Below are 16686 nucleotides of genomic sequence, written 5' to 3'. Positions count from 1 at the left end.
AATGCGAAGGGAGAAGATATCTTAAACAAGATACAGCGAGCCCGTGAGGCAATGGCCTCACGGGCTGGCGGGTAAGTTATTTTCAAAACAGCACACTAGCCTTGTCCATAAGTCAGATGAGCTTTCCAATTTCGAACATACCGGTATGGAGCGCCTAGGCGCGGTTGGAGGTTCAGAGAGGAGCCTGAGCAAGGTTCAGAGTGTGGAAGCGGTGTATGGGGCGCCGGGGTCACTCTACGAGCGGAATATGGGTTGGTTGCCTAGGGCGAATAAGGTTCATACGATACCCAGTGGGTAATGGAAGGTGATCTCCACAGGAGGTACGTCTGAATCGCCCCTGGTTTCCGATAGACAGTGGCAGCAGGCAGGATGGCGATTAACACACTAGCAGCAATGGCTCCAGGCGTAATGGCGCAAATCACCGAAATACCCGATGCGCGGATCAAGGCAGCGCGCTGTACTCTGGGTATGTACACCTGCGACTCGTAAGAAGTACTCCGTGTCTGGGCATTTCACCGTGCCGGGGGAGCTCTGCAATGACATCACAGTGCTGGGAGCCATTGACGGTTGCTCAAGCGTGCGAAGAAAATGCTGAACAACAAACTATCCATCTGCGACCGCACCGGTTGTGGGTGTTGGGCGATCAACTGATGGATGCAAGGAACGCAAGTGAGTGATTTCAGAGGAGCTCGAGGTTCCAACACCGGCGACGACTTCCACGAGTTATGGGCCGCCCGGCATGCTATCCGCCTTCTAGACGACCGTGATCCGCTTCAAGCGTTGACTGTAGAAGGGATTGCTCCAAGTGACGAAGCTGGGTCATCCCCTTCTACGTGGGATGGCGTGGATTGCGCGTTGTACGAAGGCGGCGGCAACGCAAAGGAAGCTGATCGTATATTGTTGGAGCAACTGAAGTATTCCGCCGCGAATCCTCGCAGTTCGTGGACCGTCGCACGAATGGTGAGCGGCGATAAGCGCGAGGACAGCGTCCTGAATCGCTTGGCAAAAGCCTGGGCTGGGATACAAGCCCTGGAGCCAAAAGGAACAGTTGAAGTATCACTGGTAACCAACCAGCCCATCGCGGCTGAGTTAAAAACTGTTACAGCAAAGCTCGCAACAGGTAGCGTATCCGCTCCACGAAAACGACCTGGAAAGGATGAGCCGGACGAGCGAAAAATGGCGTTCGCCGCCGGACTGTCCAAATCTGTGCTGCCCGAATTTGCAAAGGCTCTTCGATTCAATGGTGGAGCAGGATCGCGCTTCGCGATTGAAAAAAAATTGCTCGCTGATATTTCTGGATGGACCGATCTCGAGTTACAAGCGCCAGTCTCTAATCTTCGCCAGTTCATTCGTCAGCGCATGCGTCCCGAATTTGCGGGCGAGTTAATAACGAAGGAGTCAGTTTTACTCGAACTCGGCGTCTCTGCGATGGGCGCATTGTTCCCTTGCCCACCTGTCCTTGAACGAGTTGATGCACCGGTGCCACGGAGCAGCGTCGCTGACATTGCGACCGAGATCGCTGCCGGCAAACAGCGAGTCTGTCTACATGGTCCTGGAGGGGTCGGCAAGACGACTGCGCTGCAGCAAATTGAGGCGATGCTCCCGCCTCATTCGATCATGGTGACTTACGATTGTTATGGAGGTGGCACCTATCTAGATGCCGCTACTTTGCGTCATCGACATGTGGACGCGTTTTTACAGCTATCCAATGAGCTTGCCACGAGGCTGCGGCTGCCAATTTTGCTTAGCCGTCACCAGCTATCAGACCCTCCGCGCCTGTTCTCGAATCGCCTACGCCACGCAGCCCAGGCGCACGCGTCTGAATATCCAGACGCGCTGATCGTCATTGCCGTTGACGCCGCCGACAATGCCGTTACGGCTGCGACAACACGCAAACCGCCTGAGGCTTGCTTTGTACACGACTTCTTGGAACTGGGCGACTTGCCGCCTAATGTCCGGTTCATCGTTACGGCAAGGACAGGCCGTCTCGCTGAACTTGCCCTACCGTCTAGTTATAGCCTTTCAGAGATTGAGCCGTTTACCCGTGGTGAAACTGAAATCAATGTACAGCGGAAGTGGGCTGCAACAGATGATTGGATCGATGCGTTCCACAGGCTGACCATGGGAGTACCTAGAGTCCAAGCTTATGCTATGGATCTGGGTGATGCACCTCCCGAAAAAGCGATTGACCGCCTCTTGCCCGCAGGCCGGTCTCTGGACCAAGTATTTCGCGAGCAGTTTGAGCGAGCCCTGGGGAAAAGCGGAATCGCAACAGACCTTCCAAGGTTTTGTGCAGGGCTCATTGCTCTTGCGCGGCCGGTACCGATAGAAGATCTCAGCGCGATCATTCGTATCCAGGTGCCAGCGCTGATTGACATCTGCACCGACATGGCACCAGCGATTCGGCTCACTGAAAACACTGTCGCCTTTGCGGACGAAGACTTCGAGCACTTCGTCCGCGAAGCGGGGGAGTCAATGCTAAGCGAAGTAACCCAGAACGCTGCTGATTGGCTGATGAGCCGCTGCGAAAGCGATTCTTATGCTGCGCAGCACGTCGCAGGTCTACTCGCTGCGTCTGGCTTGGGCAATAAGCTGCTTGATCTCGTTGAACACGAACCTTCGCCGGCTGCAATTGATGATCCGGTGAAGCGGCGAGAAGCGGAACTTACGCGCTTACGGTTAGCTATCTCCTTCTGTCGGAAGGCGGGCGATAGTCAACGCGCGCTGCGTTTCGTGCTCATCGGAGGCGAAGGGCTCAAGACTGAGCGCGCGCTACGGGCACTCCTGTCTAATAATCCAGACCTTGCGGTGCGATTCGCTGCTGACACTGCTGGGAGGCTCGTCCTTACCGATCCGAAACAAATCGGCTACCACGGCGCTTTCTTGCTTCACAAACAAGTGATTGACTCGCTCAACGGCGATCGAATTTCGTTGCATGAGGGGCAGCGATTGATCGAAGCTTGGATGGCTGCACGTAAAGCCCTCATTCAAAAGGACCAGCATTGCGACTGGCGGCTTGAAGTTGCAGACGTTGCGGCCAGCATCGAAACAGCGCTTCGCAGTAATGGGCCAGAGTCTGCTTTGCAGTCGCTGTGGAAATGGAAGCCGAAGCGGGTTCGGCTGCTGGTGGCGCGCTGCCTGATTCCGCGGCTGATTGCGCAAGATGGCTCGGGTCTGCTTCAGGGAATACTGGACACACGTCATCTCAAACCCTGGGAAGAGCTTTTTGTACTCGTACCCTTGGTGGTGTCCGGTGCTCCCTTGGATACCAAAAGGCTCACGAGCAGCCTGAGCGCCTTTTGCAAGCGCTGGATGTTATCTCCCAAGCGTCAGGGTGCACGCAGTCTGCTGGAAAGCTTGTGGTCATGGATGATGGATGTTGCCATGACATCTTGTGAGCTTCTTGCTGCGGACCCGCTATCTGCGACTGCTGTAGATGGTTTCTTGGATGTAGTGCTTTTGCCTGACAGCCGGAGAATCGACAAGGTTCATATCAGTAACACAAGTCATATGGATCTGCTCTTTCGAGCGCACGCACTCCGAGCGGCCCGGACCGGCGGGAAGTTGAAACCCGACGACCTCTACGAATCCAGGCCCGAGCCCGCGGAGAAAAAGGAGCGCGGCCGCGACACCTATCACCAAGAAGAGGCAGATCGTAAGCTAAACGAGCTGACCAATATGCTGTATCCCGTCTATGCGGCGACCGCAATAGCGATGTCCGGGAAGAATGACGACACAATCGCTAATGTTCTGGAACAAGCGACGAGGCACAAAGAGAGCAACACATGGCGTCTCGCGCGCGATCACAGTGCCAGCGCGCTTGCCATGGCAGCCGCTCGTGGCGCGCTATTGCTCGTAGGCCGTAAATTAGACGCGGAGTTCGTTCTACGCATCGCCAAGCGAATTCATGGTAGGTGGGGAGCCTCCGATTTGCAGCCGGATATAGAGTTTGCGGAGCGTATGATGCTGCGCCCAGAACTGCAGACCGCACTTGTCGTGGATATTGACACAGCGGCTTCTGTTATGCGCACTCAACGCATTGGCGCCCGAGACAAATCCCAAGCGCTTCTAACCTACTCACGCCTGCTCCTGCCGTTCAGTCCCGACGATGCTAATGCTGTTTTTCATGATGCAATTGAGGCCGCCAGCCAACTCGATCGGGAAATCGTGGCGCAACTACGCTTGCTCGGCCAGCTTTTCAAGCGAGGCACTGGTGACGTCGAGGACAGGAGAGTAGCCGCCCGTGATCTTTGTGAGGTGCTGGTTGATGCTGCCGTCCGTCTCGACGGCGATGAGAACCTGCCCTGGAAAGAGGTCATGGAAACTGTTGCGGCTTTAGACCTTCCTCTCGCGCTCGCAAACACGGCGAAGTGGCAAGATGCCAATCTTGTCGACTTCTCACAAACACTGGCGCCGGTCCTCAACTCTGGACTCACCCAGGGGACACTAGACCCAGCTGCGGCAATGGCATTGGAGTTGATGGTGCACGGCAATCATGCAATCGCTGATGCAGCATTGGACCACGTCGCCAACTGCGTTAACTCAGGATCTTATCTTGAGGAAGCGGCGTGGAACGCATTAGTCCGCCACAACGAACGTGATAACAGCAAGCTGCTCAATAGCCGTGGGATGGCGAAGTGGTCGGGGCAATGGAGCAGGGCACTCCGTGAGCGACAGGCATTTCTTGAAAGTCTGGAGGAGACAGCCTCTTCTCTGCCTGTTATCACGAAAGTAGCGACAACAGAGTGTGAAGTTCGCTCCACAACGACTTGGACCCGGGAGAACCTGCTGAACGGCGAGGACTTTGCCAATGCATTGAAATCTGCGCTTCAGACTGCACGTACTGCAGATAGATATGTTTCGCTATCGGATCTGATTGCAACTGCTGCGGAACGCGTTGAGATACGTGATCGCTTGGCTTTTCTCAAGGTCTTACGAAACCTAAAGGTTCGAGATGGTGCGAGCGTGGTCGAAACGATGCTGCTGATGCTCGATCGATGGAATACACCGGCCATTCGAAGATGGGCTGCATCGGAATTGCCCGAAGTTATCGTTGAGCGCCTTCCCGATTTTGCCAGATACATCGGACACAGCGAAACGTCTCTCCCAAAAGCATTGAAGTGGACTGGTTTGGCCCCAGATGGAGCAGCAAATTTGCTTTTGCGTGGTGTGGAGCAGCATGGGCAAATGTTCGACGGAGAACAAGTCTTTGCTCTGGCGGGGCTAATTGCAGGGCATCTGGATCCGCACTCATCGTCAGTCATTGGCGTATGGTACGCAAACCGTCTTGCCGAACGTGTCTCGCCCGAAGATCGAGACCAAACCTGGCAACCGTGGGATGTACCTGTAAACGTTCCCGCATCGGTGGCGCGTTTCCTCTATGCATGCTTGGGCGACTATGACGTGCGAGTGCGATGGCGCGCAGCTCACGGGATACGGCGTTTGGCCAGACTTGATGCTGTCGAAGAGCTGAAAGCGCTAATCGACGAATACGGCCGTCGGGATGAGTCAATCTTTCGGTCATCTCGTCTCGACTTCTTCTGGATTGCCGCGCGGCTGTGGTTTGTGATTGCCTGGGATCGCATTGCAGCTGAGCTGCCAGAAATAGGTGTTCAGGCGGGAGCACTACTGCTCGCCATCGCGTTGGATCAGACTTTTCCACATCTTCTTCTTGTCTCATTTGCGCGCGATGCTTGCCTCAAACTGGTAGACGCGGGCGCCCTTGCGCTTGATCCTTCCCAAATAGAACAATTGAATGCTACCGGGCGATCAGCGTTGATACCTCTGCCGGGGACGAGCCGCAGGCCACCTCGGGTCCGTAACGGCTCCGGGGAACCCGAACGCCGCTTTCAGTTCGACCCTATGGATACGGTGCCTTATTGGTACGATCCGATGCTTGATAGCTTTGCCAATGTTTCCCAAGATCTGCTGCTGACTACGGCAGAGAACTGGATTATTGATCGCTGGGGTTATCCTGGCGAAATTCGATCGTACGAGGCAGAACGTCTGCAGGGACGTATCTCATCTCATGACTGGGCTCTCACGCGCAATGATCATGGTGCGAGTCCGACACTCGAGCGCCTGAGCACCCATCTCGAATGGCACGCGCTATGGTGTTCCCTTGGCGAGCTGCTACAAACCGAGCCGCTCGCTGAGGGAGAACACTCGGACTGGAGTTCGCTGCCTAATCGCGTCGAACGTCAAATGCTAACCCAACCGCCGTGCTGGTCGGCAGACCTCTTGGGGCCTGTTCCACTGCGGTCTGACTTCTGGCGGAAATCCGAGGAATCGTTAGCTGTTTGGGTGGAGCAGGTCTCCGAGCTCAGCATGCGGGGAGAGTTGATAGCGACCGATTGCCCTGGCCACATCCTTGTCGGCGGTGAATGGCGGCTTGTTAATGCCGATCGCGTTGAGACACTTTCTATTTCAAGCGCTCTGGTTGAGAAGGAACTTGGCGGATCTTTGGTACGCGCCTTACAGACGATGGAGAGCACGTGGGATTATACGATACCGACCGAGAGTGAGGACGCTTACGACGGCGATGACGGCGATTATCAGATGATTCCCTGGCTAAGCCGACCGTATTCAGATGGCGGAATCGATAGTCAAGATCCTTTGCGAGGCAACGCAACGCTCGTGGGCTGGATGCCAGCGAGCTGGATAATCGGCGAATACGGACTGGAATGCGATCCGGATGGCGGGAATGCATGGTCGTTACCGGGTCAGGCAGCAATGTTTCGCTACGAAGTTTGGGGTGACCGTGAATCGGACGAAGACCACTACCAATCGTACCCTTCGAGCTCGGGATGCAGATTGCTGACCGAGCGTAATCAGTTAATAGCGCTCCTACAGAATGAGGGGCTAGAGCTTGTCATCGTGATGGAGGTCAGACGTGAAGGACGCAGCAGTCGACGAGGCTATGACTCGGAAGAGCAGAATCCCGAGGCCACGTACGCTCGGGTCTACAGACTCGACGGAGAAGGGCAGCTCTATACCGCCGAAGGGCGTATTGGATCTTGGGAGAGCGATTGTCCATCAGCTTGAAAACGAAACGCGTGGTGAATTGGCGTCTCGCTGGATGGCTCATCATCTTGCAGAACTTATGGATCTCGCTGAGAACGGTGAAGGGGCGGTTCGACAGACAGCAAAAAAGCAAGCTGCGGAATTAATAATCAAGCTTTGGGCAAACCGCCGCTCTCTACCGGCATCGGTTGACCCAATGGGTGGTCAGATGGCCGCGATAGAATTGCTGACTGCAATGCGGCCTACGGCAAATCCTTGGGCACGGTTTCGACGCACTCATTCGAAAGATGACCTGCTTCATGAAATGTTCGGTGTGCTCACACAGATCGTCATGAGCGGACTCTTGTTGGCCCGTCCAGTAGAGGTTCGATCCATCGAGGATGCTGAATGGGATGCACTAACGGAAGATGAACGATTCCTGGCTGACCAGTTGGGACGGTGGAAGAAACTGTTAGTCATCCCAGCTTCAGAAGACTTCGACCTAGACGCCTTCTATTCAAAATTTATCGACGATGACGTTGACACTGAACCGGAGGAGCCAACAGGACCGTTAGCTGAGGAAGAGAAAGACGGGCCTGCTCCTAAGGACGAGCTGCGCGTGATCCTATCCAACCTCGAGACCTTTCAGTCAAAGCTTGCAGCACTCGTTGATCAGTGCCGTAAGTCCCTGGATTCCGATGATGTAGTTGAGGCGGATGATGTGGATGATGTGGACGAATCTGAATTACGGTAAGGGTAGATGACCTGAGCGACGCGTTCTCCACAAGTCAGCTCATCTCGATTCATAGCTCCAGGCTCTGTACGAAAAGAGATGTCGCGAACAGCTACAAGAGGACTGAAATTTTAAAAAAAGGCTGCCGCGCTCCTGATGTCGGAAGAGCATGAGCGCACGCGCTCAGTTCTTGCCGCCTTCCGCCTGCCGTGACCAGTAGAGAACGGCCAGAAGCCGGCATCAGCTATACACCTACCATTTACTGCCATAGGGCGAAACGTTGTAAGGCTTGTACTTCGTAGCTTGTACATTAAGGATTGCAGCCAAACCCCGCCAGTCAAGAGTAGTGGAGTCATCTGGCCATCCCGTATGATGGCCACCCCCTTGTCGCTCGGTGCCGCTTCGCAATGTCAATCGCCCCGCTTGATCGGCTCATCTCTATATCATCAGGCCCTGACGAGTACGCAGGCGCCCAGCGTCTAAGTGATCTGGCCGAGGCCTCCTATGTTGTATTGTTGGGCGCGCCTGGCATGGGCAAGACTGTGGCGTTCGAGCATTTTGCGGAGCGAGCGGGTGAATCGTGCATTTCTGCCTTTTGGTTTCGCCGCAAAGATCTTTCTGATGCCACGACGGTGTTTATCGATGCTCTCGATGAAGTCCCCATACAGAACGCCATTGAGATTGCAAAGTGCTTAGAAGAGCTACCGTCGATGCGATGGCGAGTGAGTTGTCGAGCGGAGGACTGGAACGAGGGTGGAAAGCTCAGCAGAGCGTTCGGTCAGGGGCTGGCTGCCCTTGACGAGGCTCCCGTCGTGGCTCAGTTGCAACCTCTCAGTGAGGAGGAAGCAATCGCAGTGCTCACAGCGTTTGGCTGCTCAGAGCCCATCACGCTCCTCTCCACGCTGCAAACGTTGCGATCGACACCCTTCGTGCTATCCCCACTGGGGCTGAAGTTTCTCATGAGCGTGAAGCCCGAACGGTTGCCGTCGCTCACCCGTTTCGAACTGTACGAGTCCGGTGCACGCCATTTCGCTACCGAGCACAACCCCTCCAAGGCAGAAGACCGGCAAGACGGCGAACCTGCGCCCGATGTCGTCCTAGACCATGCCGGGCGCGTCTTTCTGACCCTGCTCCTGGCCGGAAAGCATGGCTTGCAGCGATCTGCTCCTGTCGCAGACACCATGCTGGCGGTGCATGACGCGGGGCTTGACCCGATCGCTCGCGAGACCGTCCTGGGCACCGCGCTGTTCATGAAGAAGGGCGAAGACTTCCTGCCCTTTCATCGCAGCATCCAGGAGTTTCTGGCCGCGCGCTACCTGGCTCGCTTGGTGACAGGCGCCCTCGGGGGCGCCAGACTACATATCGAACGCGCGGTTGCACTGTTGGTGTCGGTCGATGGATTGCCATCCGAAGGTCTGAAGGCGCTTTATGCCTGGTTCACCTGTCACCTAGTCAACGAGGGCGCACTACACCACGCCCAACGGCTGGTCCTGCGCGACCCGGAAACGCTGTTACTGCATGGCGATGCGGCCACACTTCCCGTTGCCTCCCGCTTCACCGTACTGCAGGAGGTTGGGGCACGCGATCCGTTTTTTCGCTGGACTCCTGAGCAGTGGGGACCGGCGCGGATCTGCTCCGTGGGACTTGTTACCCCGGACCTCGCGCCGTTGGTGATTGAGCTGCTGCAAACGGAGGAGTCCACGCACCGACTCAGCATGTTGCTTGAAGCGTTGTCGACCGGGCCGGCGCTGGCCTCCACCGCTGACGCCTGCTGGAGCGTCGCGTTACGCCAGAGTGACGTGCAATGGTGCCGAGAGCAGGCTATTGATGCCTGGCTACATAATGCTGTGACCTCAGCAGATGACATTTGGGGACGGATCGAGGAGCTCTGTACCTCCAGGGAAGCGTCGCGCGGTCACTTGCGCAGCATCGCACAACTTTTTTGCGCGATCCCTGCGCAACAGTTGGTGATCGGCGACGTGGAGCGGGTTCTGGCTAGCCTGCAAAGAGCCAATGAAGCACTTCTTCCGCGGGCTGCGCCGGAAGATGGACGCATGGAGAGCACCTACGCCATCAGGGACATCGCCTGGCATGTGGCAGCAAATTTGTGGCGCCCCCTGATTCTGGATGCACCGAAGCGCTGGCGGCTACAGGCTGGTGTGGGTGCCCTAGAGCACAAATTCGCCTCGGTGCTGTGCATCGCGGCCTTGTCGCACGAGGGCGTAACCGCGAAAGAATTCGCGCACATGATGGTCGCTACCGGTGTGATCACTGGGGCCGAGTCAACCTTCAAGAAGGCTGCCGGAGAATGGTTGATCGCTCGACCCACCTCCGAGGAGGTATTGCACGCGTTGCTTTTGATTGCGGACCAGGACGTAGCCGATAGCGGGTCGCTTGCCCTCGGACTGCGAGCGCTTGGCTTGAAGCCTAGCGAGACGCTGGTGCGCCTGATGCTGAACTCCGATCCACTGATGTCCAGCGTCGGTTCAGCATACGTCGGCAGACAGGTGGGTATCTGGGCGCTGGAACGAGGGGAGCCTGTACCGGACTGGCTGATCCCGGTACTCCACGAGAGCCCGGGTGCTGCTGCTGACGCCGGCATGCAATACGTGCGGCTACACGTCGAAGAAGAATCTAAGCGGCAAACGCACCAACAGGACAGCGTCGAGCAGTGGTTAGTCCGTCAAATAGCCGAATGGCAGTTGCAGTTACCCTCGGTGGTCGCAGGCGAGGTCGACGCGGCCTTGTATTGGGGAGCAGAAGTCTATTGCGGTAGTCGCCCGATCACGGGCCGTCATGCAAGCGGGGTCGAAGCGCTCCGGGAGGTGTTCGGTGGGCCGCTGGCTCAGTCCATCCTTGAGGGGCTCGCCCGTGTTTGGTCGAATGGCGAGCATGAAGATGACCGAGGGGCTAGCGGGGCCATCGCAGCCGCGTCTGCTTCAATTCACTTGGCGAGCGGGCAGGATTTCTCCGCGGAACCTGCGGGACGAATTCTCCAGGTCCTTTTTGCCACAGTGTCGATGCGGGATGCCAATCTCAAGGAACGCTTAGAGGCCTGCTGCATTGATCAACTCAATCGATCGTTCATAGACGATCCTGCTTACTTTTGTCAGCTCGCCCATAAGCGGGACGCCAGTTGGAATGCGCTTTTGTACAAGCTGCGAGAGCATCCAGCGCGGTCCGCGTTACATGCGTGGGCCGTGCAGGTGGCATTGAAGCAGCCTGATACGCTGAGTGGAAGTCTTCTAGACTGCGTGCTTCGGCTGGCTGAACTGAATGTTGTAGCGTCAGCACTGACGCCGCTGTTGGCTGATGTGCTGTCCCATTGGTCGAACCAGGGCGACGGTACGGATGCTTTGGTCACGGGTAGCGATCTGCGCTGCGCTGACCGCCTGCGCTGGGCATACTTTGCCGTCTGCATGCAGCGGGATGTGTTCAGCAATGACTTCGTACATGCCCTTGACGAGGCAGAGGACGCTGTCATTCACCGGGTGATCTTCGACGGATATCCCAACTGTAGCTATTGGCAGACGCCGACGTCCACGCTGGCCGTCAGCCGCCTCCTGTTGCAGTTCCTGTTCCAGCGCACTCCATTGATGCAGGGGCACTTTGAGCGCGTGTGGCCGGACACAGTGAAAGTATTGAAAGCCGTTTCGTTGTCGGATGAACCAGGCGTCGAGACGATCCTTTTGGAATTGCTCACGGACGCTGAAGGCACACGCTGGGTTGATACCATCAGGCACGAGCTTGAGCTCTACCGGCGAGATATCCGATCGCAAACGCAGAAGCTACTCTCCCCGGCAGATCTGGCAAAGGTACTCAGCGGCAGAGGCCCTATCAATGCGCAGGACCTTAAGGCCTTGGTGCTGTTGATCCTTGAGGAAGTCGCTGCCGAGTTGCAGCCTTCTCCACACAACCTGTGGAGGCTTTTTTGGGACAACAACAAGCCCAAGGTCGAGAACGATTGCCGAGACGTGCTGGCCGGTAAGCTCAGGGACAAACTTGGCTTTTTCGGTAGCTTCGAGGTGTCCCCTGAAGCGGCGTCATCCGGTGGAACGCGGGCCGACCTGCTTGTTACCCACGGTCAATTTACCGTGCCGATCGAAGCGAAACGGACGAGTCATACACATCTCTGGTATGGGCATAGCGGTCAGCTTCAGACCTATACATTGGCGAACAGTACCGAAGGTCAAGGCATTTATGTGATCTTCTGGTTCGGTAATGCGCTTAGTGTGACGCTGTCTCCGGCAGGCATAAAACCCGAAAAACCTGAAGCGTTGAAGACGGCACTGGAAGATCTGCTGCCAGCCGAACTAGCTGCTACAACGTCGGTGCTGGTACTGGATGTCTCCAATGCCGCGCAGGCAGCGAAAATGCGTAAGGGTAGAGAATTCGACAAGGCGAAAGCCGCCAAATCACGGGCACCCCAAAAACCAAGTAAAACGAAAGCTGTAGCAGAACTGCCCCAAGGAAGTGAAGGCAAGGGCACCTAAGAGGTGCCCATCTTTCAGGGACACTCGTCGGAAGTAGGTATTTTCAAAACCACGCATAGAGGCAATATGGCATCCTTGGCCCCATCTTGATTGATGTAGTCGCGCCTCAGAATCATTACGGAGTGGTGACGCTTTTAAGTGGTATGGAGAAAGCGAAATTCATTGACTCCCCGATGCGTGAACGTTGCCCGGCCACCGAGCTCCACGCTCGAGAATTTGCATGCGGTGACGCCAGCACCTTCCAGGGAAGCGAGCGTGACGTCATCTTCACTTCCATGGTCGCAGACCCGGAGAATTCCATCCCTTGTCGGGTAATGCCGCCGAACAGCGGTTCAACGTAGCAGCCAGCCGTGCCCGCGACAGGATCTACCTGATTTGTTCGGTCACCCTGGACACCTCTCGCAGAAAGATGTTCGTCGCACGCTACTTGAGTACTTCCGCAAGCCTCTAACGGAGCAGGACGTTGATCAGGATGGCCTCTGAACCGCCCCGGGTTTTCTAGACACTCTCCAAGCTTGCTTGGACTGCCCCCAGCATCGTAGACATCTCCATCCTATGCTTTGAGCATAGGATGAAGTCTATGAGTACCCAACGATTCACGCCGGAATTCAAGGCCGAAGTAGTCAGGCAAGTCATTGAACGCGGATACTCCGTTGCGGAAACAGCCGAGCGCCTCAGCGTGTCGACCCACAGCCTCTACAAGCGGGTTAAATCCGTGACGCCTGACAAAACTGAGAAGCAGGACAGCGAACTGCTCGAAGCCAAAAGCGAGATTTTACGGTTGCGAGCCCAAATGCGGCGCTTGGAAGAAGAGCGCGACATACTAAAAAAACAGCGCATTACTTCGCCAGGGAATAGGGGACAGTACCTTCAGTGGCGCCATCGTTAAGCCGCTGTACACTCTCCACATTCGCCCGACCATCAATACGGCGCCCTCTGGCAAGGAAAGACGATGATCACGAAGATCAAAGTGAAGGGTTATAGGATCCATCGAGACTTTGAGCTGGAACCGAATCAGAGGGTCAATCTGCTTGTCGGCGGGAACGATGCCGGCAAATCATCTTTGATGGGAGCTATTGCCCTAGCGATGACAGGGCGCATCGGGGGAAGACCCGCGGCAGAAGAACTCAATCCCTATTGGTTCAACAAAGCGGTAGTGTCTGACTTCTTGACCGATCTCCTGATTGGAGAGGCGACTTGGCCCACAATTGAGATTGAGCTGTTCCTCGAAAACCGACCCGACCTCCAAGCCCTTTGCGGTGTGCATAACAGCGCCATTCCTGCGCAGGCCTGTCCAGGGGTGGTATTCCGCGTAGTACCCAACCCCGAGTACGACGCAGAGCTTCAGGCGTGGACGGAAGATCCGTCGATGCTGCTACCGGTTGAGTTCTACAAGATCGAATGGCGCCATTTTGGTGATTCAGAGCTCACCCGACGTCCGCGAGACCTTTCCATTGCGATCATCGACTCACGCACGATCAGAACGTTTGGCGGCGTAGATTATCACCTGAGACAGATCTTGAACGATCACCTGGAGCCCTCCGAGAAAGCCTTGATCTCGCTGGAATACCGGCAGGCGAAATCAGCTATGTCGGATGGAGCCCTTGCAGCGCTTAACGATCGACTGGGGCAATTGGAAGCGTCACTTCACCAGCAACCCCTCAAGGTGGCCATGGATCAGACCTCTAGAACATCTTGGGAGTCGGCCGTCTCACCGCACATAGACGATGTTCCGTTTTCTATGGCCGGCCAAGGCCAGCAGGCTTCTATCAAAATCTCTTTGGCAATGGGCCGGCATGCAGATCGGACCAGAGTGGTAATGATCGAGGAACCGGAGAACCACCTTTCCCATACCAGCATGGTCACGCTCCTAAACCGCATTGAGCGGCTTGCCGGCGAAGAACAACAGCTGTTCATCAGCACCCACAGCACCTACGTTCTGAATAGGCTGGGGCTAGACTCGCTGCTGCTGATCAATCGGGATGCAGTCACAACCATTACGGGGCTTACTCCTGAGACCGTGGGGTATTACAAGAAGCTTCCGGGGTACGATACCCTTCGAATGGCGCTTGCAGAGAAGCTGGTTCTCGTCGAGGGGCCATCCGACGAGATCATTTTCGAGCGGATTTTCCGTGACCTCTATGACATGCCTCCGATGGCGTGCGGGATTGATGTCCTCAGCATGCGCAGCCTCTCCCTAGCCCGATGCCTCGAACTCTGCTCCCGACTGGGGAAGCGGGTCGCAGTTTTGAGGGACAACGACGGGCAGGATCCCGCAGCACTTCGAGAAACCGTCGAGCAATGGCTAGATGGCGAGTACAGAGAACTATTCATAGGCGCAGTGGAAGAAGGACGCACATTGGAGCCTCAGCTGATCCATCACAATGGCGAGGCCGTATTGCGTGGAATTCTGGGCCTTCGCGCTGACGCTGGCCTCGAAGTCTGGATGACCCGAGAAAAGACAGAGGCAGCGATACGAATCGCGGAAAGTAGACAACGCATCGTAGCGCCGGCGTATATGGCCGCAGCAGCAGCCTTCATCAATGGCTAACCACCTCACCCTAGCCGTTGCGGGCTCGCGCAAAACGCAAGGCCTAGTCGAACACTGCGCTGCACTGGCGCCTACTCGGCGTGTGCTTGTGGTGACGTTCACTCAGCGGAACCAACACGAGCTTTCAGTGCGTCTGGCGAAAAGAGTTGGTATGCAGACCAATGTGGAGGTGATGGGGTGGTACACGCTGCTCATTCGGCATTTTGCCCGGCCTTTTCTGCCCTTTGTTTTCCCAGGCAGACGCGTGCAGGGTTTCGACTATGAGGGGCAACCCAGCCGTTTCGCGACAGAAGAGGCTCGTTTCTTCAATCCTTCCGGAGCACTGTATGCCGCTGAGCTTGGGAAGCTCGCCAATCTGCTGGTGGAGCAGAGCCAAGGAACCTTGTTGTACCGGCTAGAAAGCCTGTACGACGAGATATTGGTGGATGAGGTTCAGGATCTCAGTGGCTGGGACTGGGAGTTACTGGAGAAACTGTTCGCGTCCCGCATCGACATTCGGATGGTCGGAGACATTCGGCAGTCGGTACTCTCAACGAGCCCTAGAAGCAGAAAGAACAAGCAATATGCCTACGCTAGGGCTCTTACTTGGTTCCTGGCCAAGCAAAGAAGAGGAGAGATCGAGATCGAATTTCGGAACACGACCTGGCGCTGCTCTCCAGGTATCGCGAGATTCTCAGACACTATCTTCAACCCCGCATGGGGCTTCCCAGAAACGGAGTCGCTCAACGAGGTTACGACAGATCACGACGGTGTATTTTTGCTTGCCAAGCGTAACGTTCTCGCATATGTCGAGAGATTCCGCCCCCAGTGCCTGCGCGTAAACGTAAGGTCAGGCGCTGAGTTCGACCTGAACTATATCAACTTCAAGGTCGCCAAAGGCGCAACCTACGAGCGAGTGCTCATCATCGCAACAGGCCCAATCGCAACCTTTTTGCAGCGAGGCATTCAGCTTGATCCCGGGCCTGCAGCGACGTTCTACGTGGCGGTCACCCGGGCACAGCAAAGCGTAGCGATTGTGCTGGATCGACCAGGGCAGTCCGTTGTTCCGTACTGGGCGCTTTGACACATGACCAGCCTCGCGTACGCTGGCTTGGTCGTGCGGTGCCTGCGACATCTTTTCATATAGAGTAAATGCGACCAATTCAGCATTGAGCCCAGTCACTAAAGGCAGCCAGTGTTCCGTCCTTGTTACTGATGATAGCTTTTGACGGGACAATCAGCTTTCTGCCCTCGTAGGTTAAAATGTATAGCCAGTTACCCTGCAGTATTTTTTCATCCGGATCCGGATGGGCCTTCAAGAATTCATCTTCACTGTCATAACCACATGAGCTGGGTGGGACAGCAAGCTGTTCGAACAAGCTTGTATCAGGAGAAATGCTGTCCTCGGAGCGATCTTCCAGATAGTGGCCAAACCTAAAGTTGAGCTTTGGAATCCTCTCAGCCTCCGGGAGGTTCGTCAGGTACTGTCGATCAATATTCCCAAATACGTCGCTATAGGCTGAGTGAAGCAAGGTTTTTTGCAGTAAATTTGGTGTGCTAGAACGGTTGGTGGCTAGAGTGTAGATCAGCTTATTTAGTAGTCCGAATTTTTCAACTTCCAAAGTTATGGGTGTTTCTGCGTCTTCGCACAACAGCATGGTGCCGTCGTCCGAGAATTTTGCGACATGATGGATAAGCTTGTTCCTTAATATAGTTGAATAGCTATAGGTTTTTAGCTCGATATATCGAAGGATTTCGTCGCGTGCCCGGTTATCTTTTTTTAGGGTTTTGATTTTTTCTTTAAATTTCTTGTCTGTCGTGGAAAGCTCGGTAATCCCCCCTGAAAAAAGTACTCGCTGGAAGTAGAATTTTCTCCTGATCGGATCAAGGAAATTTTGCGTGAAGACATCGCGTTTTTCAGACAGCCA

General features: G+C 55.6%; 6 protein-coding genes and 1 pseudogene. 6 read left to right on the top strand and 1 reads right to left on the bottom strand.

Translation table 11 applies throughout. The annotated features are described in order from the left end of the window. The first annotated feature begins 669 nt into the window (after window positions 1-669). From ACZRJQ_RS21625 to ACZRJQ_RS21600, 6 genes and pseudogenes are all read left to right on the top strand, one after another. Window positions 670-7044 (top strand): P-loop NTPase family protein, encoded by a 6375-nt coding sequence (locus ACZRJQ_RS21625; protein WP_463980330.1) that lies wholly within the window; start codon window positions 670-672, stop codon window positions 7042-7044. Window positions 7045-7078: 34 nt separating this feature from the next. Continuing rightward, window positions 7079-7756 carry a hypothetical protein gene (locus ACZRJQ_RS21620; RefSeq protein ID WP_463980329.1) on the top strand — a complete coding sequence of 226 codons (678 nt, stop codon included), beginning with the start codon at window positions 7079-7081 and terminating at the stop codon, window positions 7754-7756. Window positions 7757-8265: 509 nt separating this feature from the next. Next, a complete protein-coding gene (locus ACZRJQ_RS21615; RefSeq protein ID WP_463980328.1) occupies window positions 8266-12228 on the top strand; it encodes an NACHT domain-containing protein in 3963 nt (1320 codons plus the stop codon). Window positions 12229-12808: 580 nt separating this feature from the next. Next, window positions 12809-13060: pseudogene (locus ACZRJQ_RS21610) on the top strand (transposase); the annotation flags it as partial. A gap of 120 nt (window positions 13061-13180) precedes the next feature. Then, window positions 13181-14779 (top strand): ATP-dependent nuclease, encoded by a 1599-nt coding sequence (locus ACZRJQ_RS21605; protein ID WP_463980327.1) that lies wholly within the window; start codon window positions 13181-13183, stop codon window positions 14777-14779. Beyond that, the gene (locus tag ACZRJQ_RS21600; protein WP_154905930.1) at window positions 14772-15842 is read left to right on the top strand and encodes a UvrD-helicase domain-containing protein; all 1071 of its coding nucleotides are present in this window, start codon (window positions 14772-14774) and stop codon (window positions 15840-15842) included. The genes ACZRJQ_RS21605 and ACZRJQ_RS21600 overlap by 8 nt, the downstream gene beginning before the upstream one ends. A gap of 79 nt (window positions 15843-15921) precedes the next feature. Here the strand turns inward: ACZRJQ_RS21600 and ACZRJQ_RS21595 are convergent. Continuing rightward, window positions 15922-16686: hypothetical protein (locus ACZRJQ_RS21595; RefSeq protein WP_463980326.1), on the bottom strand; the 765-nt coding region annotated here is incomplete at its 5' end.

It is taken from the genome of Pseudomonas sp. E315 (assembly GCF_055406205.1).
Note: the sequence above shows the minus strand (reverse complement) of the source record. Positions and strands in the feature narration are given on the sequence as shown.

Excerpts from the sequence above, each read along its gene's own strand:
- ACZRJQ_RS21620 (WP_463980329.1), top strand. The coding sequence starts at position 7,079 with ATGGCTCATCATCTTGCAGAACTTATGGATCTCGCTGAGAACGGTGAA.
- ACZRJQ_RS21605 (WP_463980327.1), top strand. The coding sequence starts at position 13,181 with ATGATCACGAAGATCAAAGTGAAGGGTTATAGGATCCATCGAGACTTT.
- ACZRJQ_RS21600 (WP_154905930.1), top strand. The coding sequence starts at position 14,772 with ATGGCTAACCACCTCACCCTAGCCGTTGCGGGCTCGCGCAAAACGCAA.
- ACZRJQ_RS21615 (WP_463980328.1), top strand. The coding sequence starts at position 8,266 with ATGGGCAAGACTGTGGCGTTCGAGCATTTTGCGGAGCGAGCGGGTGAA.